This is a genomic window from Microbacterium hominis NBRC 15708, assembly GCF_001592125.1.
Taxonomy (GTDB): domain Bacteria; phylum Actinomycetota; class Actinomycetes; order Actinomycetales; family Microbacteriaceae; genus Microbacterium; species Microbacterium hominis.
Map to the genome: position 1 here is coordinate 48,454 of NZ_BCWI01000003.1, position 21,697 is coordinate 70,150.

The 21,697-nt window shown below is 73.2% G+C and carries 10 protein-coding genes; all 10 read left to right on the top strand.

Annotated features, from left to right (window positions below; translation table 11 throughout):
* Positions 1 to 166 precede the first annotated feature (166 nt).
* From MHO01S_RS04895 to MHO01S_RS04940, 10 genes are read left to right on the top strand one after another with little or no spacing between them, the layout of a single operon-like run.
* Entirely contained in the window at positions 167 to 6,199 is a 6,033-nt protein-coding gene (locus MHO01S_RS04895; RefSeq protein WP_231735209.1) for an Ig-like domain-containing protein, read from the top strand.
* Between the two features lie 37 nt (positions 6,200 to 6,236).
* Positions 6,237 to 7,208: an AAA family ATPase gene (locus MHO01S_RS04900; RefSeq protein WP_060961084.1), complete on the top strand. Its 972-nt coding sequence runs from the start codon at positions 6,237 to 6,239 to the stop codon at positions 7,206 to 7,208.
* Positions 7,208 to 8,587, top strand: coding sequence for a DUF58 domain-containing protein (locus MHO01S_RS04905; RefSeq protein ID WP_061781917.1), 1,380 nt, complete (start codon positions 7,208 to 7,210; stop codon positions 8,585 to 8,587). Before MHO01S_RS04900 ends, MHO01S_RS04905 begins: the two co-directional genes overlap by 1 nt.
* Positions 8,584 to 11,022, top strand: coding sequence for a transglutaminase-like domain-containing protein (locus MHO01S_RS04910; RefSeq protein WP_061781918.1), 2,439 nt, complete (start codon positions 8,584 to 8,586; stop codon positions 11,020 to 11,022). The genes MHO01S_RS04905 and MHO01S_RS04910 overlap by 4 nt, the downstream gene beginning before the upstream one ends.
* Positions 11,015 to 12,181: an RDD family protein gene (locus MHO01S_RS04915; protein ID WP_061781919.1), complete on the top strand. Its 1,167-nt coding sequence runs from the start codon at positions 11,015 to 11,017 to the stop codon at positions 12,179 to 12,181. Before MHO01S_RS04910 ends, MHO01S_RS04915 begins: the two co-directional genes overlap by 8 nt.
* The gene (locus MHO01S_RS04920; protein ID WP_061781920.1) at positions 12,178 to 13,005 is read left to right on the top strand and encodes a PP2C family protein-serine/threonine phosphatase; all 828 of its coding nucleotides are present in this window, start codon (positions 12,178 to 12,180) and stop codon (positions 13,003 to 13,005) included. The genes MHO01S_RS04915 and MHO01S_RS04920 overlap by 4 nt, the downstream gene beginning before the upstream one ends.
* 14 nt (positions 13,006 to 13,019) lie before the next feature.
* Positions 13,020 to 14,627 carry an FHA domain-containing protein gene (locus tag MHO01S_RS04925; protein WP_255266065.1) on the top strand — a complete coding sequence of 536 codons (1,608 nt, stop codon included), beginning with the start codon at positions 13,020 to 13,022 and terminating at the stop codon, positions 14,625 to 14,627.
* Entirely contained in the window at positions 14,624 to 16,300 is a 1,677-nt protein-coding gene (locus MHO01S_RS04930; RefSeq protein ID WP_061781921.1) for a serine/threonine-protein kinase, read from the top strand. Before MHO01S_RS04925 ends, MHO01S_RS04930 begins: the two co-directional genes overlap by 4 nt.
* The gene (locus MHO01S_RS04935; RefSeq protein WP_061781922.1) at positions 16,297 to 17,094 is read left to right on the top strand and encodes an FHA domain-containing protein; all 798 of its coding nucleotides are present in this window, start codon (positions 16,297 to 16,299) and stop codon (positions 17,092 to 17,094) included. Before MHO01S_RS04930 ends, MHO01S_RS04935 begins: the two co-directional genes overlap by 4 nt.
* Positions 17,091 to 21,575 carry a type VII secretion EssC family protein gene (locus MHO01S_RS04940; RefSeq protein WP_061781923.1) on the top strand — a complete coding sequence of 1,495 codons (4,485 nt, stop codon included), beginning with the start codon at positions 17,091 to 17,093 and terminating at the stop codon, positions 21,573 to 21,575. Before MHO01S_RS04935 ends, MHO01S_RS04940 begins: the two co-directional genes overlap by 4 nt.
* The last annotated feature ends 122 nt before the right edge of the window (positions 21,576 to 21,697 follow it).

Here is a 21,697-nt window from a genome sequence, read left to right on the forward strand (position 1 = left end):
GTGAATTCTGTGACGTAGGCTATCCGGGTCTGCACGACGTGTGCGCCTGCTTCAGCAACAGGTCCCGACGCCACGCAAACAACGAGCCCGGAGGGGAGCCGAGCCCACAATGAAGTCCTTTGCGTGGCTTCGCGCGCGTCCGCGCACGCTGATTTCGACCGCTGCCGTGACGGCGGCCGCCCTGGTGGTGGGCTTCTTCGCCGTCTCGTACGAGGGAAAGCCGACCACGGAGGTCGACCTCAACGACGGCGGTGTGTGGGTCACCAAGCAGTCGAGCCTGCTCATCGGCCACTTCAACCACTCCTCGCGCGTCCTCGACGGCGGCCTGCGCAACGGCACCGCCGACTACGACCTGCTGCAGAGCGGCACCCGGGTGCTGGTCGTCGACTCGACGGCATCCTCGATGGCCGCGATCGATCCGGCACGGGTGATCCTGTCCGACTCCGCCGAGCTGAAGCCGGGCGCCGCCGTCGCGATGGGTGCCGACACGGTCGCGGTGCTCGAGCCGACCGGTGCGCTCTGGACCAGCCCCTTCACGGCCATCAGCGGGATCGGGGCCGAGGGCACCGAACCGGTGGCGGACGAGGGCAAGAACGCGAAGGTCGCCGTCGGCGTCGACGGGACGGTGTACGCGGCGTCGGCCGCCGACGCGGTGCTGCGCTCCTACGGCCCGGGCGACGACAGCACCACCGTGCAGAAGTCGTCGCGCGACTTGGACGGCGTCTCCGCCGACCACACGCTGTCGCTGACCGTCGTCGGCACCACGCCGTACGTGCTCGATCACGACACCGACACCCTCTACGGCGGCGACGGCTCCCGCGTGCAGGTGCCCCGCGGCGCCGTCCTCCAGCAGCCGTCGGGAACTGCGAGCGCCGTGACCCTCGCGACGCCGACGGCTCTCGTGCGGGTCCCGATCGGCGGCGGTGACCCGGAGACCGTGGATGCCGGGAGCGCCGAGGGCGCACCCGCCGAGCCCGTCTACGTCGCGGGGTGCGCGTACGGCGCCTGGTCGGGCAGCGGACGCTTCGTCCGCGACTGCCCCGGCGAGGCCGACGACGTCGTCCAGGACGTGCCGGGCATCGAGCCCACGAGCGTGCTCCGCTTCCGCGTCAACCGCGATGTCGTCGTCCTCAACGACGTGTTCGGCGGGGCGGCGTGGATGGCGTCGGACTCGATGCAGCGCGTCGACAACTGGCAGGACATCACGCCGCCCGAGGGTGAGGGCGACGATGAGGAGGAGACCACCGAGGAGACGGTGCAGACCACCCTCCCGGAGCGCACCGACCAGAACACGCCCCCGGTGGCGCAGGACGACGAGTACGGCGTGCGGCCGGGCCGCACGACCGTGCTGCCCGTACTCGACAACGACACCGACGCCGACGGCGACGTGCTCGTGGCCGCCGCGTCGTCGACGCCCGGCTTCGGCAGCGTCGAGCCGATCAACAACGGCGCGGCCCTGCAGTTCACGACGCCGGAGGACGCCACCGGATCGACGAGCTTCCGCTACACGGTCGACGACGGGCGCGGAGGCGAGGCATCGGCGACCGTCACGGTGACCGTGCACCCCTTCGACGTCAACTCCGCCCCCGTGCAGAAGCGCACCACGCCCATCACGGTCGAGTCGGGGGGCACCGCGTCGTACAACGTGCTCTCGGACTGGATCGACCCGGACGGGGACGACATCTTCCTCAAGGACGTCGCGGCCGACGGCGGCGACGAGGCGGACTTCACCCCCGACGGCCAGATCACGTACCGCGCGATCGGCGGCACCCAGGGTCGGAAGGACGTGCCGATACTGGTCTCGGACGGCTCCGCCGACGGTCCGGGCATCTCCCGCTACGACATCCGGCCGCTCGGCACCACGCTGCCGGTGACGAACTCCGATCACGTCGTCACCCGCGCGGGCCGCACCGTCACCGTCTCCCCCCTCACGAACGACACCAGCTCGGGCAGCGAGCCGCTGCGCCTCACCCGCGTCGACGAGGTGCCGGGGGCGACGATCGTTCCGGACTTCGCGAACAAGACCTTCACGTTCACCGCGGCCAGCCCGGGGACCTACTACCCGCAGTACCTCGTGTCGGCGGGCCCGAACTCCGTTCCGGGCCTCGTCCGCGTCGATGTGCTCCCGGCATCCAACGAGGATCTCCCGCCCGTCGCGGTGCGCGACATCGCGCTGCTGCCGGTCGGCGGCGACGTGCTCGTGAACGTGCTGTCCAACGACACCGACCCGGGCGGCGGCATCCTCGTGGTGCAGTCGGTCACGTCCGAGCCGGGCTCCGGCGTCGCGGCGGCCGTCCTCGGCCACGAGACGGTGCGCATCAGCGACGTCGGCTCGCTCAACAAGCAGGTGCGGGTGGGCTACACGATCTCGAACGGGTCGCGGTCGGCCACCGGCGAGATCGTCGTGATCCCCGTGCCGCCGCCCGCCAAGCTGCGCCCGCCGGTCGCGAACGACGACCAGGCCGTCGTGCGCGTCGGCGACACCGTCACCATCCCGGTGCTCGCGAACGACTACCACCCCAACGGCGACACCATCCACGTCGCTCCCGATCTCGTCGCCCCGCTGGTCGACCCCGCCGACGGCGCGGCGTTCGTCTCGGAGGACAAGGTGCGCTTCCGTGCCGGGGACACGCCCAAGACCGTCTATGTGACGTACGAGGCGGTCGACTCGTCGGGCCAGCGCGACGCCGGCTACGTCACGATCCAGATCCTGCCCCGCAACGACGAGGCGAACTCCGCTCCGAAGCCGCACGACATCACCGCGCGCACGTTGAGCGGGGCCACGGTGACGATCCCGGTGCCGCTGGACGGCATCGACCAGGACGGCGACTCCGTCGAGCTGATCGGCATCGCAGAAGCGCCCAAGAAGGGGCGCATCGCCGAGACGGGGGCCAACTCGTTCACGTACGAGGCGTTCGGCGACGCGGTCGGCGTCGACACCTTCTCGTACCGCGTGCGCGACAGCCTGGGCAAGGACGCGACCGCGACCATCCAGGTGGGCATCGCCCCGGCGGCGTCGGTCAACCAGGCGCCCTACGCCGTGCGCGACGCCGTCGTGATCCGGCCCGGCCGAGAGGTCGCCGTGCCGGTGCTGGCCAACGACTCCGACCCCGACGGCGACGAGTTCGGCTTCGCCGAGGACGACCCGATCACGCTTCCCGACGTCGCCGGCCTGAAGGCGCGCATCAGCGGGAAGTACCTGCTGATCACCGCTCCCGAAGAGCAGATGAACACCTCGCTGCAGTACGCGATCACCGACGCGCGCGGCGCGCGGGCGAGCACGAGCGTGCAGATCACCGTCGACCCGGAGGTGCCGCTGGAGCGACCCATCGCGCGAGACGATCGCGTGCGGGCGGAGGACGTCAAGGACGGCACGACCGCCGAGATCGCGGTGCTCGAGAACGACGACGACCCCGACGGCACGAAGGCCGACCTGACCGTCACGCTCGGCGTCGGCGGCGAGACCGCCCGCGTCGGCGCGGACGGCTCCGTGCGGGTCGAGGTCGGCGACCAGCGTCAGCTGATCACCTACACCGTGACCGACCCGGACGGCCTCACCGACTCCGCGTTCATCCGGGTGCCCGCGCTGTCGGAGCTGCCGCCCAGCCTGATCTCGACGAAGCCCGTCGAGGTGAAGAGCGGCGAGACCATCGAGCTGCCTCTCTCGCAGTACGTCCGCGCCGCCGGCGGCAAGGGCGTCGTCATCACCGAGGCCGCCAAGGTCACGGCCGTGCACGCGAACGGCGCGAACCTGATCAAGGATCAGCAGACCCTCGTGTACACGTCGGCCGACCGGTACTTCGGCTCCGATGCGCTGACCTTCGAGGTCACCGACGGCGACGGCCCCGACGATCCGACCGGCCGCAAGGCGACGCTGACCATCCCGATCACGGTGCTCCCGCCCGACAACCAGTCGCCCACGATGCTCGGCGCGTCGATGAACGTCTCGCCCGGAGAAGACGCCACGGTGCTCGACCTCGCGGCGCTGGCGAGCGACCCCGATCCGGGCGACCAGGGCAAGCTCACGTTCCGCATCAAGGGGTCGACCCCCGACGGGCTCACCGCCGCGGTCGACGGCACCCAGCTCAAGGTGTCGGCATCCGCGTCGACGAAGAAGGGCACGCGGGCCGATCTCACCGTCACCGCGGACGACGGCACGACGCCGCCGGCGGAAGCGACGATCTCGATCACCGTGACGGCGTCCACACGGCCGCTGGCCAGCGCCAACGACGACGTCATCGCCCAGTCGAACCAGGGCTCCACCGAGTCCGTCGCCGTCCTCGACAACGATGTCAACCCGTTCCCGGAGACCCCGCTGAAGGTCGAGAGCGCCACGCTCGAGACCGGCCAGGCGCAGGTCGCAGTCCGCGGCGACCGCGTCGAGGTCACGAGCGACAAGGCCTTCGTGGGCGTCGTGGTCGCGCGCTACCGCGTGATGGATGCCACGGGGGACCCCGACCGCGCCGTCGAGGGACGCATCCGCATCACGGTGCAGGGCAAGCCGGACGCTCCCGGCCGGCCCGTCGTGTCGAGCATCCAGAGTCGCACCGTCGTGCTCTCCTGGACGCCGCCGACCGACAACGGCTCGCCGATCACGGGGTACACGGTCACCTCGACGGCGAACAACTACATGAAGCAGTGCGCGTCGACGACGTGCACCCTCGACGGGCTCACCAACAACGTCGAGTACAACTTCGTGGTCACCGCGAGCAACAAGGTCGGCACGTCCGACCCGTCGATGCCGTCGGAGACCGCCCGTCCCGACGTCCGCCCCGACACGCCCGCGCCGCCGACGCTGAAGTTCGGCGACCGCAGCCTCACCGTCTCGTGGGTGGCGCCGCGCACCGAGGGCTCTCCGGTGGAGTCGTACACGCTCGAGATCTCGCCCGCGCCGCCGTCGGGCATCGTGCAGAAGACCGGCGTCACCGGCACCACGATCGTGTGGGACGGCCTCGAGAACGGCTCGTCGTACCAGGTGCGCGTCCGGGCGCACAACCGCGCGCCGGAGCCGAGCGAGTTCAGTGCCTGGTCGGCCTCGATGGTGCCGGCCGCGCCGCCGGCGGCGCCGAACGCGCCCACGACGACGCTGCTCGACCCGGTGGGCTCACAGGCCCAGATCCGTGTCGACTGGAGCGCCCCCGCCAACAACGGCGACACGATCTCGGCGTACGAGCTGCGCGTGCTGCGGGGGGGATCGGTCGTGAAGACCGTCCCCGTCTCGGGCAGCCAGACCAGTCAGGCCGTCGTCGTCGACACCTCGACGACGGACTACACCTTCGACGTGCGCGCGCAGAACAAGGCGGGCTGGGGCGAGCGCAGCCCGCAGTCGGCGCCGCGTCGCGGTGTGACGGCTCCGGCGGCGCCGACCGGTGTCGCGGCGAGCGAGGGCAACAACGCGGTCGGCGTCACGTGGACGGCCGGGTCGGGCAACGGTGCGGCCGCGAACGAGATCCGCTACGAGTACTCGGTCAACAACGGCGGGTGGAGCGGCTCCTGGGCGTCGGGCGGCACCAACGGCTCCGGCACGATCAGCGGGTCGCAGGTGGCCAACAACGGCACCTACAAGATCCGCGTGCGCGCCGTGTCGACCGTCGACGGAAGTTCCTTCGCGAGCGGCGCGTCGAACGAGTCCAACGCCGTCGCCCCCTACGGTCCGATCGGCAACCCGTCGGCGCGGGCGTCGGCATCCGGCACGAACATCACCTACTCCTGGTCGTCGCCGGGCCGCAACGGGCGCGACATCTCGACCGAGGTGTACATCGACGGCGGGCTCGTCAGCCGTGACGCGAACGGATCGCTGACCCGGGGCTACGGCTATGCCGAGACGCACAGCATCGAGGTGCGCACGAGCGCGGCGGGCCAGACGACGACGGCCTCGGACTCGGCGCGCACCGCCGATCCGCCGAAACCGCGGGTGTGGGTCACGCGCGGCGACTTCGTCAACAACGGGTGTGTCAACGGCTGCTACAAGTTCGTCGTCAACACCCAGAACTTCCCGGCCGGCAGCTACAAGATCAACTGCTACCGCAGCGGCGGCAACGGTCCGATCAACACGTGGCAGGGTCCCTTCGACCTGCCCGCCAACGGCTCGAAGCAGCTGGAGTGCTTCCTCGGCGCCGACGGCTACGACGTGTGGGTCGACATCCTCGGCTGGGGTGGCTCCGTCGACACGGAGACGTCCTGGTGGCCACGGAACTGACGTCCACGAACGAACTCGCACAGCAAGGAACGAACGAATGAGCATGACCCCCGAACAGGCGGCGTGGTTCCGCGACACCTTCACGCGGCTGGTCGACAACGTCGATCAGGCGCTGCTCGGAAAGCGCGAAGTGGTGGGCCTGGTGCTGTCCGCCATGCTCGCGGAGGGCCACGTGCTGCTGGAGGATGCGCCGGGCACCGGCAAGACGAGCCTCGCGAAGGCCATCGCCGCCTCCGTCCAGGGCACGAGCACCCGCATCCAGTTCACGCCCGACCTGCTGCCCTCCGACGTCACGGGCGTCACGATCTACGACCAGCAGAACCACCGCTTCGAGTTCCACCGCGGCCCGGTGTTCTCCTCGATCGTGCTGGCGGACGAGATCAACCGCGCCTCCCCGAAGACGCAGTCCGCGCTCCTGGAGGTGATGGAGGAGTCCCGGGTGACGGTCGACGGCGTGGCCCACGAGGTCGGCCGCCCGTTCCTGGTCATCGCGACGCAGAACCCCATCGAGCAGTCGGGCACGTACAAGCTGCCGGAGGCGCAGCTGGACCGCTTCATGCTGAAGACCTCCATCGGCTACCCGACGCTCGCCGTCACCGAGCGGATCCTCGCCGGGGCGGTCGACCGCAACCCCTCGGCATCCCTCAGCGCCATCATCACGACGAGCGCCGTCGCCGACATGGCCGACCTCGCCGCGACGGTGCACGTCGACCCGGTCGTCGCCCGCTACGCCGCGCAGCTCGTGGAGCACACGCGCGCATCGGAGTCGACGCGCCTGGGCGTCTCGGTGCGCGGGGCGATCTCGATGATCCGCGTCGCGAAGGTCTACGCCGCCTCGCAGGGCCGCCACTTCGTCGTGCCCGACGACGTGAAGACGCTCGCGGTGCCCGTCTGGGCGCACCGGCTCGTGCTCGACCCCGAAGCGGAGTTCTCCGGCACGAGCGCCGAGAGCGTCGTGCAGCGCGCCGTCGGCGCGGTCGAGGCACCCCTGGCACGGGCCGCGAGCTGATGTCGTCGGCGCCGGACACCCTGACCCCGTCGCGTCGTGCGCGCCGGCGGGGCGGCGACTCCGGCGTACCCGCGAGTGGGACGCCGACACCCGCTCCGGCATCCGAGGACGTCGCCGGCGACGACGAGGCGCCTCTGGTCGCCCCGCGCGAGGCGACGGCGGCGGAGCGCCGCCGGGAGCGGATCGAGGTGGTGCGGCGGCGCACGACACGTGCGCTGCGCACGGTCGCCGACGTCGTGCAGCCGCTCGGCTGGGTGCTGATCGCGACGGCGGTGCTCGTCTGGTGGCTCGCCTTCGCGTACGGCTGGCGCGAGTTCCTCGTCGTCGCGGGCGTGGTCACGACCACGCTGGTGGTCAGCCTCGGGTTCCTCTTCGGGCGGACCACGTACGAGATCGGGCTGGATCTGACGCGCACCCACGTCGTCGTCGGCGAGCGCGCCGTCGGCGGCCTCATGCTGGCCAACCGCACCTCGCGCACCCTCCTGCCCTCGGAAGTGATCCTGCCCGTCGGCGCCGGCCGGGGCGTCTTCCAGGTGCCGCGGCTCGTTCCCGGCGAGGAGCACGAAGAGGTCTTCGCCATCCCGACGACGGCACGTGGCGTCCTGTCGGTCGGCCCGGTGAGCGTGCGCCGCGGCGATCCGCTGGGGCTGTTCGAGCGTGCCCACGACCGCCGCCAGGCCGTCGACCTCTACGTCCACCCGCGCACGACGACGCTCGACGGCCTCTCGCTCGGGCACCTGCGCGACCTCGAGGGCCTGCCGGTGCAGCACCTGTCCCGCGACGACGTCTCCTTCCACGCGCTGCGGGAGTACCAGCCGGGCGACGACCTGCGGCACGTGCACTGGAAGTCGACCGCGCGCGTTGGCGAGGTGATGGTCCGCCAGTACGAGGAGACGCGGCGCTCGCACTTCGTCGTCGGGCTCTCGACCCTTCCCGACGAGTATCGCGAGGCCGAGGAGTTCGAGCTCGCCATCTCGGTCGCCGGCTCGGTGGGGCTGCGCGCCCTGCGCGACTCCCGCATCCTCGACGTCCGCACGCAGCACGGCCCGGTGCGCTCCGTCACGGCGCGGCGCTTCCTCGACGAGCTGTCGATGCTGGGCGCGTCGCGGCCCCGGCTGGGCGGCACGGTCGCCCTCGCCGGCAGCATCGCCGCGCACGCCCCGGATGCCGCGGTCGTCGTGCTCGTGACGGGCGCCCGCACCGACGCCGCCGAGCTGCGTCTGGCCTGCTCCCGTCTGCCGCAGGGCGTGCGCGCCCTCGCCGTCGTCGCGGACGTCCGCGTCGACGCGCCCGCCCTCCAGCGCATCGGAGAGGCCGACGTCGTCACGATCGGAGCACTCGACCAGCTGCCGCGCGCCGTCCGGAAGGTGCTGTCGTGAGCGCCCGGGCCCGGATGCCGCGTCTGCGCCCGCGTCCCGCGTCGTCGCGGGTGCCGGAGACGCGGGAGCCGCGCCGCGTCGCGCTGGATGTCGTCGCCGCCGCCCTCCTGCTCATCGTGTCGGTCATCGGGTTCGCCCCGACGTTCGATTCGCCGCAGTACCTCGTCGCCGGGATCGGCGGCCTCGCGCTCGGTCTCGCCCTCGCAGTGGTCGGAGCGCGGTGGCGCTGGGGCATCCTGAGCCTCGCGGGCGGCACGGTCGGCGCCTACCTCGTGTTCGGCGGGGCGCTCGCGCTGCCGCACACCGCGCTGCTGGGCGTCGTGCCGACGCTGGACACCCTGCAGCAGCTCGCCCTCGGCGCCGTCACCTCGTGGAAGCAGCTGCTGACCACGGTCCCGCCCGTCGCGGCGGGCGACGGCCACCTCGTCGTGCCGTTCATCCTCACGCTCGTCGGCGCCGTGCTCACGGGCTCCCTCGCGCTGCGGGCCCGTCAGGCGGCCTGGGCGCTGCTGCCGGCGCTCGCCGTGCTCGTCACGACGGTGCTCCTCGGCGTCGCGCAGCCCGCGGCGCCGCTCGTGCAGGGCATCCTCTTCGCCGTCGTGGCGACGGTGTGGCTCGCCCTGCGGCGGGTGTGGGACCACGACCGCGCCGCCGTCCGGGTGGAGTCCGCCGGTGCCTCCGACGCCGCCACGGTGCGCAGCTCCCGCACGCGCCGCCTCGTCGCGGGCGGCATCGTGCTGGCGGTGGCCTCGGCGGCGGGCATCGCGACGGCCGCCGTGGCGACCCCGCCGCGGTACATCCTGCGCGACTTCATCGTTCCGCCGTTCGATGTCACGCAATACCCCAGTCCGCTGCAGTCGTTCCGCGGCCACGTCCGCGACGACGCCGACAAGACGCTGTTCACCGTCACCGGGCTGCCCGAGGACGGCCGGGTACGACTGGCGACGATGGATGCGTACGACGGCATCGTGTACAACGTCTCGGATGACGGCGCCGGCTCGTCCAGCGCGTTCACGCCGATCCGCTCGAACATGTCGCCGACCGCGACGGGCACCCCGGCGACCGTGCGCGTGGAGGTCGGCGACCTCGACGGCGTGTGGGTGCCGGATGTCGGTGCCGTCCGCGACTTCGCCTTCGACGGGCCGCGGGCGTCCGAGCTCGCCCGCACGACCCATTTCAACGATGCGACGGGAACCGCGGTCTCCCCGATCGGCCTCGCAAAGGGCGACGCCTACACGATCGAGACGGTCGTGCCCGAGCAGCCCAGCGACGCCGCCTTGGCGGATGTCCCCTTCGCGTCGCTGAAGATGCCGAAGCAGAGCGGCATCCCCGAGAAGATCGCCGACCTCGCGTCGAAGGCGACCGCGAGCGCCGAGACGCCCATCGAGCGGGCGCGGGCCCTCGAGAGCTACCTGCACACGCAGGGCTTCTTCAGCCACGGCCTCGGCGACGAGGTCCTCTCCCTCTCCGGTCATGGCGCCGCCCGCATCACGTCGCTGTTCGGCAGCGAGCAGATGGTCGGCGACGACGAGCAGTACGCGGTCGCCATGGCCCTCATGGCCACGCAGCTCGGCATGCCGGCCCGCGTCGTGATGGGGTGGCACGCCGACGACAAGCACCCGCAGGACGGTCCCACGCTCACCGCGACCGGCGGCAACCTCCACGCCTGGGTCGAGATCGCGTTCCAGGACCACGGTTGGGTCGTCTTCGACCCGACGCCGGACGAGGACAACAAGCCGAACGACCAGTCGACCAAGCCGAAGGCGAACCCCAAGCCGCAGGTGCTGCAGCCGCCGCCCCCGGCGCAGGAGCCGGCCGACCTGCCGCCCGCGATCGCGGAGAACCGCGATCAGGAAGAGGACCAGGCGGCCGGGCTCAGCTGGCTCGGGCCGGTGCTGCTCTACGGCGGCATCACCCTCGGGGTGCTCGCGCTGCTGCTGGCCCCCTTCATCGTGATGGGCGTCATCAAGGGCGCCCGGCGGGCGCGTCGGCGCGGGGCGGCGCGGACCGCCGACCGCATCTCCGGCGGCTGGGACGAACTGGTCGACTCCGCCGTCGATCTGCGCGCGCCCGTCGTCGCCGGCGCCACCCGTGCCGAGAGCGCGGACGTGCTCGGTGCCGCCTTCGCCCAGCCGCGGGTGGCCTCGCTCGCGACCCGGGCCGATGTCGATGTCTTCGGACCGGGTGATCCGACGCCCGAGGACGTCGAGACGTTCTGGCGCGAGGTGGACGACATCGTCGGGGAGATGAGGGGTTCCGCCACGCTGTGGCAGCGCCTGCGCGCGCGGCTCAGTCTGCGCTCCCTGCGCCACGGCGGCCCGCCGTGGCAGGCCGTGCGCCGCACCGTGGCCGGTGCCGGCGCGTCCGTGGGCGCCTGGGTGCGGCGCAGCATCCGTCGACGCCCCTCTCGTGGAACGGAGTCCTCCGATGAGTGATCCGGCATCGGTGCACCGCCCGGCTCGGCTGGGCCGTCGTGCGGGCGCGTTTCTGATCGATGCGGCGATCGGGTTGATCGTCCTGCTGATCGCCGTGGGCGTGTTCGCCGGCATCTCGTTCGGCACGGGAGGCGGGCTGCCGCTGCCGGTCGCCGTGCTGCTGGCGTACGCCGTCGGGCTGGGCTGGTTCGTGGTCTACACGGTCCTGCAGGCGGGGGCGGGCTCGCTGGGCATGCGCGCTCTCGGTCTGCGCCTCGTCCGCGAGGGCACGTCGGATGCCGCGCCCCTCGGCTTCGGCCGAGCGCTCGGGCGCAACCTCGTCTGGGGCCTGGGCGCCGCGATCGTGGTCGGGTACTTCTCCCCCCTGTTCGACGGGACGCCGTGGCGTCGCGGCTGGCACGACCGTGCCGCGGGAGCGGTGATGACCGACGTCGCCGGCCGCCCGGCCGTGCCCTCCGAGGACGCGTCGGTCGCGCCGACGCCGGCGGCTCCCGTCGGTGCTCTCGCGCCGTCGGTGCTCCCGCCCGCGCCCATCCTCCCGGCCGGCGACGCCGCCGACCTCGACGGCTGGACGCCGGCCGGCCCCGCCGCCCCGGCGCCCGCGTCACCGCTCGCGAGCGGCGTGATCTCCTTCGTCCCCGGCGTCAGCGACCCCTCTCGTCTGGACGAGCCGGCACCCGCCCCGGCGCCGGCGGTGCCGACGGTCGATGCGGCGCCGGTCGGCCCGCCGCCCGCCCGCGACACCGCGGCGGCGCCCGGCCCGCGGACGGCCGACGTCCCGCTCATCGAGAACCTCGACGAGACCCGCATCTCCACGGGCGAGCGGCCGTTCGCGCGCCTCGTCTGGGACGACGGCACCCGCCAGGCCGTGTACGGTCGCACGCTCTTCGGGCGCAATCCCGCCCCCGAGACGGGAGCGATGGTCTCTGCGGTGCGCGATGAGACGCTGTCGCTGTCCAAGACCCATTTCGAGCTCGTCCCCGCCGACGACCGTTCCGTCTGGGTGGTCGACCGGCATTCGACCAACGGCGTCGTGCTGCGCCGCGGGGTCGGCGGGGCGGAAGCGCAGCCGCTGGTCCCGGGGGAGCGCACGCGCGTGCGCAGCGGCGACGTGCTGGAGTTCGGCGACCGGCAGGTGACGATCGAGGTGGCGTCGTGACCGCGGTGCCCATCGTCGTGCGCGCGGGCGCGGCGACCCACACGGGGCTGCGCCGCCGCGTGAACGAAGACGCGTTCCTCGCGCAGGCGCCGCTGTTCCTGGTCGCCGACGGGATGGGCGGTCATGACGCCGGCGACCGTGCGAGTGCCGCCGTCGTCGCGGAGTTCGCGCACCTGGTCGGCGGGGCGAGCCTGGCGATCGATCAGATGCGCACGGCGCTGCGTCGTGCCCGCGCCCGGGTGGAGGCGATCGCCAGCGACGGCCGCGCCGCCGGCACCACCCTCGCCGGCGTGGTGGTCGCGGAGGTCGGCGGGGTGGGCTACTGGCTCACGGTGAACGTGGGCGACTCACGCACCTATCGCTTCGCGAACGGCGTCCTGGAGCAGATCAGCGTCGACCACTCGGTGGTCCAGGAGCTCCTCGACGCGGGCGTGCTCAGCGGAGCGGATGCCGCGACCGACAGCCGCCGCAACGAGATCACCCGAGCGATCGGCGCGGGAAGCGACGGTCAGGCGGACTACTGGATGGTCCCCGCCGCGCCGGGCGACCGCATCCTCGTCTGCTCCGACGGGCTGTCGGGGGAGCTGTCCGCCGAGCGGCTGCGCGACATCCTCGCCGACGAGTCCGATCCGGATGCCGCGGCCACCCGCCTCATCCACGAGGCGCTCGTGCACGGCGGGCGCGACAACATCACGGCCGTCGTCGTCGACGCGCTCGCGGTGTCGGGCTACGACGACGTGTACGACACCGCGCCGGCGGGGGCGCGACGCGGCGACGCCGACGGCGATACGCGCCCGCGCGCGGACGCGAGGGGTGACTTCTGATGGTGGGGGATGCGATGACGAGCACACGAGTCGACTACCGGCCGGCCGACGCCGAGGCCGCCTGGTGGGTGGCCGTCGACGACGGCGCCCTGGCGGCGCTGTCGCCCGTCGTGTCGGCGGCGACGGCGGCGACCATCTGGCGCGGCCTCGGCACCGGCGGGATCGGGGCGGTGCTGGAGGCGCTCACCGGCGCGTTCGGCACCTCGCTGGCCGCGATCCCGCCGTTCGCGCTCGCGATCGCCGAGCCCGGCGGCGTGCGCGTCGCGGTGCGCGGTGACGTGGAGATCATCGTCGAGGGCGACGGCGTCGAGGCCGTGTCGGGCACGGGCGTCGCGACGTGGACGGAGCGCTTCCTGCCCGGAGCGGTCCGCGCGACGATCGTGCCGGCCGGGGCCACGACCGCGCCGTCCGCCGACGTGCCGCTGCGTTCCGGCGTCGTGCGCGCCGACCAGATCCGGCTGGAGCTGGGCGCGTCGCCGACCCGGGTCGAGCCGGCGGTCCCCGCCGCCGCGGCATCCGCTGCATCCGCGGCATCCGCTGCATCCGCTGCGCCGGCTGCCGGGGCGGCCGAGCCGTCCGATCCTGAGGAGATGTCGGATGCTGAGGAGCCGCCCGCTGCTGCCGCCTCCTCGGCATCCGCCATTTCCTCGATATCCGCCGCCTCCTCGGCACCCGCCATCTCCGCGGCACCCGCCGCCTCCTCGGCATCCGTCATCGACTCGGTGCCGCCGGGACTGTTCGGGGCGCGGTCGGCGGCCGCCCCGGGGACGGCACCAGAACCCGCCGAGACGGTCGCGCCGGCGGCGACGGCCGAGCCCGCGCCTCCCGCCGAGTCCGAGTCCGAGTCCGATGCGGCACCCGAATCCCCGCCCGAGCCCGGGGTGGCGACGCGTGCCGACACCTCCGCCGACACGCTGATCCCGGAGGCGACGGCCGCCGAGGACGCCGAGCCCGCACCCGTGGACGAGTACGACCTGCTGTGGGGCGAGACGGTCGCCCGTCCCGTGTCGGCGGCGGCGATCGCCCCCGTCGAGGCGGAGACGGATGCCGCGGATGCCGCCGCCGCACCGGGCGCGGAGCCCGGACCCGCCCCGTCGGCCGACCCGGCCGCTCCCGCCGCGACGCCGCGGCCCGGCGCAGTGGACGGAGCGGACGCACCGGCCACGCCCGACGGGCTCGGCGACCACGACGGCGCGACGATCGCCGTGGCGGATGTGCGGGCGATGCGCGCGGAGCGCGTCGCGTTCGAGTCGACGGACAGCGTCCCGGCCCGCCGCCCCGCGCGGGGCCGCATCCGGCTGTCGACCGGCCGCGTCGTGGAGCTCGAGCGGCCCGTCGTGATCGGACGGCGCCCGAAGTCCACGCGCACCTCGGCAGCCGAGCTGCCGACCCTCGTGGCCGTCGACAGCCCCGAGCAGGACATCTCGCGCAGTCACGTGGAGATCCGCGCGGAGGGCGAGCACGTCCTCGTCACCGACCTCGACACCACCAACGGCACGGTGCTGCTGCGCGGCGGCAACGAGCCGGTGCGACTGCACCCCAACGAGCCGACCATGGTGGTCACGGGAGACGTCCTCGACCTCGGCGACGAGGTCACCGTGACCTTCGAGGACCTCCCGTGAGCGCCGCGAAGCGTCCTCCGGCACCGCCGCCCGCGCTGCCCGGGTTCACCTACGTCGACGTGCTCGGCTCCGGCGGCTTCGCCGACGTCTACCTCTACGAGCAGCACCTGCCGCGCCGCCGGGTCGCGGTGAAGGTCATGCTCCCCGACCGCATGGCGTCGGGATCGGCGGAGCAGTTCACCGCCGAGGCGAACGTCATGGCGCTGCTGTCGACGCATCCCGCGATCGTCACCATCTACCAGGCGGGCGTCTCGGACGACGGGCGTCCGTACCTCGTGATGGAGTACTGCTCGCGCCCCAATCTGCAGGTGCGCTCGCGGGCCGCGGCCTTCTCGGTCGCCGAGGCGCTGCGGGTCGGCGTGCAGGTCGCCGCCGCCGTCGAGACCGCGCATCGCGCCGGCATCCTGCACCGCGACATCAAGCCGGCGAACATCCTCGTCACCGAGTACAACCGTCCGGCCCTCACCGATTTCGGCATCGCGACGACCGCCGAGTCGGAGGAGTCGTCGGCGGGGATGTCGATCCCGTGGTCGCCGCCCGAGTCGTTCAGCGACGTGCCCGGCTCGGGCGTCGCCACCGACGTCTACGCCCTGGGCGCCACCGTCTACACGCTGCTGGCCGGTCGCTCGCCGTTCGAGCAGCCGGGCGGCCGCAACGGCGGCGCCGATCTCATCCAGCGCATCGAGTCCCAGCCGGTGCCGCGTCTGGAGCGCGCCGACGCCCCGCCGTCGCTCCAGGCCGTGCTCGAACGCGCGATGGCCAAGCGCCCCGGCGACCGCTACGACTCGGCGATCGCGTTCGCGCGGGCCCTCCAGCGCGTGCAGATCGAGCTCGCCCACTCGGTGACCCCGATCGACATCCTCGACGACGCCCCCGAGGACGCCGCCGAGGACGACGTCGACGGCGAGCTCACCCGCGTCCGCGGCATCGTCAGCATCGAGCCGCAGACCCACCCGGCCGCCGGCCCGACGCGTCGGCGCGACCGGACGGACGACACCGCGGCCACCGCGGCCGCCGCGCCCGCCGTCGTCCCGGCGCCGCCCGTTCCCACCGACACCGCCGACCCGACGTTGCTGCGGGGCCCCGTCTCCATCGCGCCGCAGGCGGCGGACCTCGACACCTCGTCCACGATCCGCCGACCCGGCCCGGCCGCGGCGGCCCGCAGCGTCGACCCCGCCGCCGCCGCTGCCGCCGCGTCGCCGTCCGTCGCGGATCCCGCCGAGGCGGCCGATGCCACCGCCGATGCGCCGGCACCGCGCACGCGCCGCGGACTGTGGATCGGTCTCGGCATCGCCGCCGCCGTGGTCGTCGTCGCGGGAGTCGCCGTCGGGGCCAGCCTCGTGGCGCCCGCGGTGCAGCCGCCGGCCGACGACGAGCCGACGACGTCGGCCGCGCCGCAAGACCCGCTGGGCGGGTACGTGCCGCCGGTGGAGGCGCTCGCCGGCACGGTGCAGGGCGGCGACGCCGTGTTCACCTGGACCAATCCCGAGCCGCAGGACGGCGACGGCTATCTCTGGTATCCGTACACGCTCGCCGGCGACGGCGAGACCCGCAAGGTCACCGAGACGAGCGTGACCCTGCCGGTGGATGCCGGCGGCACGACCTGCATCGCGGTGACGCTCGTCCGCAAGGACGGCACCGCGGGCACCGAGACACGGAAGTGCACCCCATGACCGACATCCACGACACCGTTCCCCCCGCGGACGCCCCCGAGGACGACGTGACGGGGGCGGACATCACCGTCGAGTTCGCCGGCGAGTACGTCACCGTGCCGTCCGGAACGCGGTTCACCATCGGGCGCGAGGGCGACCTCGCCATCGACGACAACCGTTTCCTGCACCGGCACTTCCTCTCGATCGAGCAGTCCGGCGGACTGTGGTGGCTGGTCAACATCGGCTCGCGGCTGTCGGCGACCGTCACCGACACGGAGGGTCGCGTGCAGGCGCAGCTGGCCCCGGGGGCGCGGTTGCCGATCGTGTTCGGCGTGACGACCGTGGTGTTCAGCGCGGGTCCCACGACCTACGAGCTGTCGGTGCACACGGCGCAGCCGGCGTTCCGTGCGACGGTTCCGGAGCGGGTGGCCGACGGCGAGTCGACGATCGGTGCCGTTCCCCTCACGCCCAGTCAGAAGCTCCTCATCCTGTCCCTCGCCGAGCCCGTGCTGCGCCGCGAGGGCACCGGCATGAGCGAGCTGCCCAGCTCCGCCGCGGCGGCCCAGCGCCTGGGCTGGAGCATCACCCGCTTCAACCGCAAGCTCGACAACGTGTGCGACAAGCTCGACCGTCAGGGGGTCCCCGGGCTGCGCGGCGGAGTGACGAGCTCGGCGACCAACCGGCGGGTGCGCCTCGTCGAGCACGCCGTCGCCTCGCGCCTGGTCGTCCGCGACGACCTCGCCCTGCTCGACGATCCCGCGCGCTTCGAGCGCGAGGCCGGCGACGACGCCCCGCGCCGAAAGGAAGACGGATGAAGCTGCGCACGACCCTCGTCCGACCCGGGGGAGAACCCGAGGATCTCGTCATCAACGCCGACGCCGACGCGACCGTCGGCGACCTCGCCCGCACCATCGCCGAGGTCGACCCCCGCGGCGGAGGCGACCCGCGCGAGGACGTCACCCTGGAAGCGTTCGGCACGATCGCGCAGGGACCCGGCGAGGTGCTGGATGCCGCGGCATCCGTCGCCCACGTCCAGCTCGGCGCGGGGTCGGCGATCCGGGTCGTCCCGGCCGGCTACCAGCCGCGACAGCGCGTCGGCGAGGTGGAGATCGTGTCCGGGCCCGGCGCCGGGACGACGATCCCGCTGGAGCGGACGGTCGTGATCATCGGTCGCGACCCGCAGTGCGACATCGTGCTGGACGACCCGCTCGTCTCGAAGCGGCACGCCCGGCTCGAGGTGGGGCAGGGACGGGCCGAGCTCGTCGACCTCAACTCGGCCAACGGCATCCTCGTCGACGGCGCACCGGTCACCTATCTGACCGCCGCCGACGGCGAGATCGACGCCGTCCTGGGCGACACGCGCGTGCGCATCACCGCGGCCGGAGATGCGACCGTCGCGCCCTCGACCTGGCGGCAGGTCCCGTTCGTGCGCTCGCCGCGGGTCGAGGCCCGCTACCTCGGCGAGGAGCTGCCGGGCACCGACCTGCCCGTGCCGCCCGCGCCGCAGATGTTCCCGTGGCTCGCGATGATCGCGCCCGTGATCATGGGTGCGGTGCTGTTCTTCGTGATGAGGAACCCGATGGCGCTCGTGTTCGTGGCGGCATCCCCGCTGCTGATGCTGGGCACGTGGCTGACGACGCGCCTGCAGGGGCGCGCGCAGCTGCAGCGCGACAAGGACCGCTTCGAGCAGCAGCTGACGCGGCTCTCCTCGCGCCTGGAGCAGGAGCGCGAGACCGAGCGTCGCGTCCGCCGCGGCGAGGTGCCCGAGCTCGACCCGATCTGCGCCGACGCGCTCGCCGCCGGTCCGCTGGTCTGGACGCGCCGGCCCGAGCACTGGTCGTTCCTGCACGTGCGTCTGGGCGACGGCACCGCTGCGAGCCGCAACACGGTCGCGGAGTCCACCAAGCGCGATGCGGCGATCCCCTCGTATGTCGACCGTCTCGACGAGGTCGTCGAGGCCTTCCGCGAGGTCGACGACGTGCCGATCCTCGAATCGCTCGCCGAGGCGGGGGCGATCGGCATCGCGGGGGCGACCGCGCGCGTCGGCGACACCGCCCGCGCGCTCCTGGCACAGACGGCGGGTCTGCACGCACCGTCGGATGTCCACATCGTCGCCTTCGTGGGCCCCGCCACCCGCGCGGCGCTCGCCGACCTGAAGTGGCTGCCGCACACGTGGGCCGCCGAGGACGCCCTGGGCACGGCACCCATCGCCGACAACGCCGCGACCGCCTCGCGGCTGCTCGCGCAGCTCGAGGAGCTCGTCGACACCCGCACGAAGCGGCTGCGGCGGCTGCGGGCCCTCAAGGCGACGGATGCCGCGACCTCCGCCGGTGCCGAGGTGGGCGAGTCCCGCGGGCGCGAGGAGGAGATGCCGCTTCCGGCATATGTCGTCATCATCACGCCCGACGCCCCCGTCGACCGCGGCCGGCTGATCCAGCTCAGCGAGCGGGCCGCCGGCAGCGGCGTCGTCCCGGTGTGGGCCGTCTCGAAGGTGGAGCACCTGCCCGCGGCCTGCCGCACGTGGGTCGAACTGCCCGCCGACGGCGATGCGAGCGCGCACTTCGTGCGCCTGGGCGCCGTCGTCGCGCCGCTGCGCGTCGAGGCTCTCGACGCCGCGCGCTTCGGCGTCGTCGCCCGGGCGCTCGCGCGCATCACCGACATCGGCGACGTCGCCGAGGATGCCGGTGACGTGCCGCGCACGATCCCGCTGCTGCAGCTGCTGGGCCCCGACATGGCGACCAGCGCCGACGCCGTGATCGACCGCTGGACGCAGAACGCGTCGATCCGCGCGACGCGCTCCGGCGCCGGCTACCAGCCGAAGCTGCGCGCCCTCGTGGGCCAGGGGGCGCAGGGAGCGCTGCACCTCGATCTCCGCCAGCAGGGCCCGCACGCCCTCGTCGGTGGGACGACCGGCTCGGGCAAGAGCGAGTTCCTGCAGGCGTGGGTGCTCGGCATGGCCGCCGAGTACAGCCCGGAGCGCGTGACGTTCCTCTTCGTCGACTACAAGGGCGGGTCGGCCTTCGCCGACTGCGTCAACCTGCCGCACTGCGTGGGTCTCGTCACCGACCTGAGTCCGCACCTGGTCCGCCGCGCCCTGACGAGCCTGCGCGCCGAGCTGCACCACCGCGAGCACCTCTTCAACCGCAAGAAGGCCAAGGACCTCCTCGAGCTCGAGAAGGCCGCCGATCCCGATGCGCCGCCCGCCCTCGTGCTCGTGATCGACGAGTTCGCCGCCCTCGCCAAAGAGGTGCCCGAGTTCGTGGACGGTGTCGTCGACATCGCCCAGCGCGGGCGCTCCCTCGGCATCCACCTCATCATGGCGACGCAGCGTCCGGCCGGTGTCATCAAGGACAACCTGCGTGCCAACACGAACCTCCGCGTGGCCCTCCGCATGGCCGACGAGACCGACTCGGACGACGTCATCGGCTCGAAGGAGGCCGCGCTGTTCGACCCGGGCATCCCCGGGCGCGGCATCGCGAAGACCGGACCGGGCCGCATGAGCCTCTTCCAGTCGGCCTACTCCGGCGGCTGGAGCCTGCGCGCCGAGCCCGAGCCGGCGGTGGAGGTCCGCCCGTTCCTGCTCGGCGAGGCGCCCCTGTGGGAGAAGCCCGCGGTCTCCGAGGCCCCCGCCGAGACCGAGGATCTGGGCCCGAACGACCAGCAGCTCCTGGTCGCCCGCTTCGGCGACGCGGCCCAGCTGGCCCGCATCGCTCCGCCGCGCCGCCCGTGGCTCGACGAGCTCGCGCGGACGTTCGACCAGACCAAGCTGCACCAGCGCACCGACGCGCGGCTGGTGCTCGGTGTCGTCGACGTGCCCGAGCGCCAGGACCAGGTGCCGTTCTTCTTCGAACCCGACACCGAGGGCCACCTCGCCGTCTTCGGCACGGGCGGCTCCGGCAAGTCGGTGGCGCTGCGCACGCTCGCCGTCTCGGCCGGGATCACGCCGCGCGGCGGTCCCGTGCACGTGTACGGGCTGGATGCCGCCACCGGCGGACTGCGCATGCTGGAGTCGCTGCCGCATGTCGGCGCGGTGATCTCGGGCGACGACACCGAGCGCATCGAGCGGCTGTTCGGGATGCTGCGGGCCGAGCTCGACCGCCGCGGCGACGCGTACGCGGCGTCCGGCGCGTCGACCCTCACCGAGTACCGCACGCTCGCCGGCCGCGGCGACGAGCCGCGCATCCTGCTGCTCGTCGACGGCTTCCCCGCCTTCCGCTCCGCCTTCGAGGGCGTGCCCGGTCGCGCGGAGTCCTACCGCGCGTTCCAGCAGGTGCTCACCGACGGTCGTGGCCTCGGCATCCACGTGGCCCTCACGGCCGACCGCGGGCAGAGCGTGCCCACCTCGCTGCAGGCCATGATCCAGCGCCGCATCGTGCTGCGCATGGCGGATGAGGACGGCTACGCGCTGCTCGGGATGCCGCGCGACATCCTCGGGCCCGACGCGGCGCCGGGGCGGGCGATCGTCGACGACCACGAAGCGCAGATCGCCGTGATCGGCGGCACCGCGAGCACGAAGGACCAGTCGCTGGCGATCGATCGTATGGCCGAGGCGATGATCCGCCGCGGCACGACGCCCGCCCCCGGCATCCGCGCGCTTCCCGTCGAGTACGCGATCGACGAGCTGCCGCCGACGGCGGGCACGGGGGTCGCCATCGGCCTGTCCGACCTCGATCTCGGCCCCTACGGCATCGAGCCGGCGGGCACGTTCATCGTGGCGGGCTCGCCCGGTGCCGGACGCTCCAACGCCGCCGCCGCCATCGTCCGCCAGACCCTGCGCGCACGGCCCGACACGGCCGCCTTCTACATCGGCGATCGCCGTTCCCCGGTGCAGGATGCCGTCGCGTGGACGGCCACCGCCGAATCCGCCTCGGCGGCGATGGCTGTGCTCGGTGCCGTCGACGAGGCCGCCGACCGCACCGCGGACGGCGGCGCCGTGCCGATCGTCGTGCTCGAGGGCATCGGCGAGTTCGCCACCTCTCTCATCGAGATGAACCTCTCCACCCTCGTGAAGCGCGCGGGCCGCGGCGAGGTCTTCTTCGTCGTCGTCGGCGAGATGAGCGAGTGGACGACGAACTTCGGCCTGCTCGGCGAGATCAAGGCGGCGCGCCGCGGCGTGGTGCTCCAGCCGGAGACCATCGACGGCGAGGTCGTGCTCAAGACCCCGTTCCCGCGCCTCGTCCGCGGCGAGCTGCCCGTCGGGCGCGGCATCCTCGCCCACCGCGGCAAGACGGTGCGCATCCAGTTCCCGATCGCGACCGCGGCGGCCGAGCTGGCGGCGACGGGAGCCGTCTCGTGACGGGGCGCGCGAACGTCGCCCGCACGGAGCGCTCATGGGGAGTTCTGCCCATGGTCACGGGCGGCACCGCCGCCTATCGTCGAAACAACAAGACCTCCCGGCACACCGGCCGGGCCAGATGA

Coding starts and splice junctions, on each gene's coding strand:
- MHO01S_RS04900 (WP_060961084.1), top strand. CDS start 6,237: ATGAGCATGACCCCCGAACAGGCGGCGTGGTTCCGCGACACCTTCACG.
- MHO01S_RS04905 (WP_061781917.1), top strand. CDS start 7,208: ATGTCGTCGGCGCCGGACACCCTGACCCCGTCGCGTCGTGCGCGCCGG.
- MHO01S_RS04915 (WP_061781919.1), top strand. CDS start 11,015: ATGAGTGATCCGGCATCGGTGCACCGCCCGGCTCGGCTGGGCCGTCGT.
- MHO01S_RS04925 (WP_255266065.1), top strand. CDS start 13,020: ATGACGAGCACACGAGTCGACTACCGGCCGGCCGACGCCGAGGCCGCC.
- MHO01S_RS04935 (WP_061781922.1), top strand. CDS start 16,297: ATGACCGACATCCACGACACCGTTCCCCCCGCGGACGCCCCCGAGGAC.
- MHO01S_RS04940 (WP_061781923.1), top strand. CDS start 17,091: ATGAAGCTGCGCACGACCCTCGTCCGACCCGGGGGAGAACCCGAGGAT.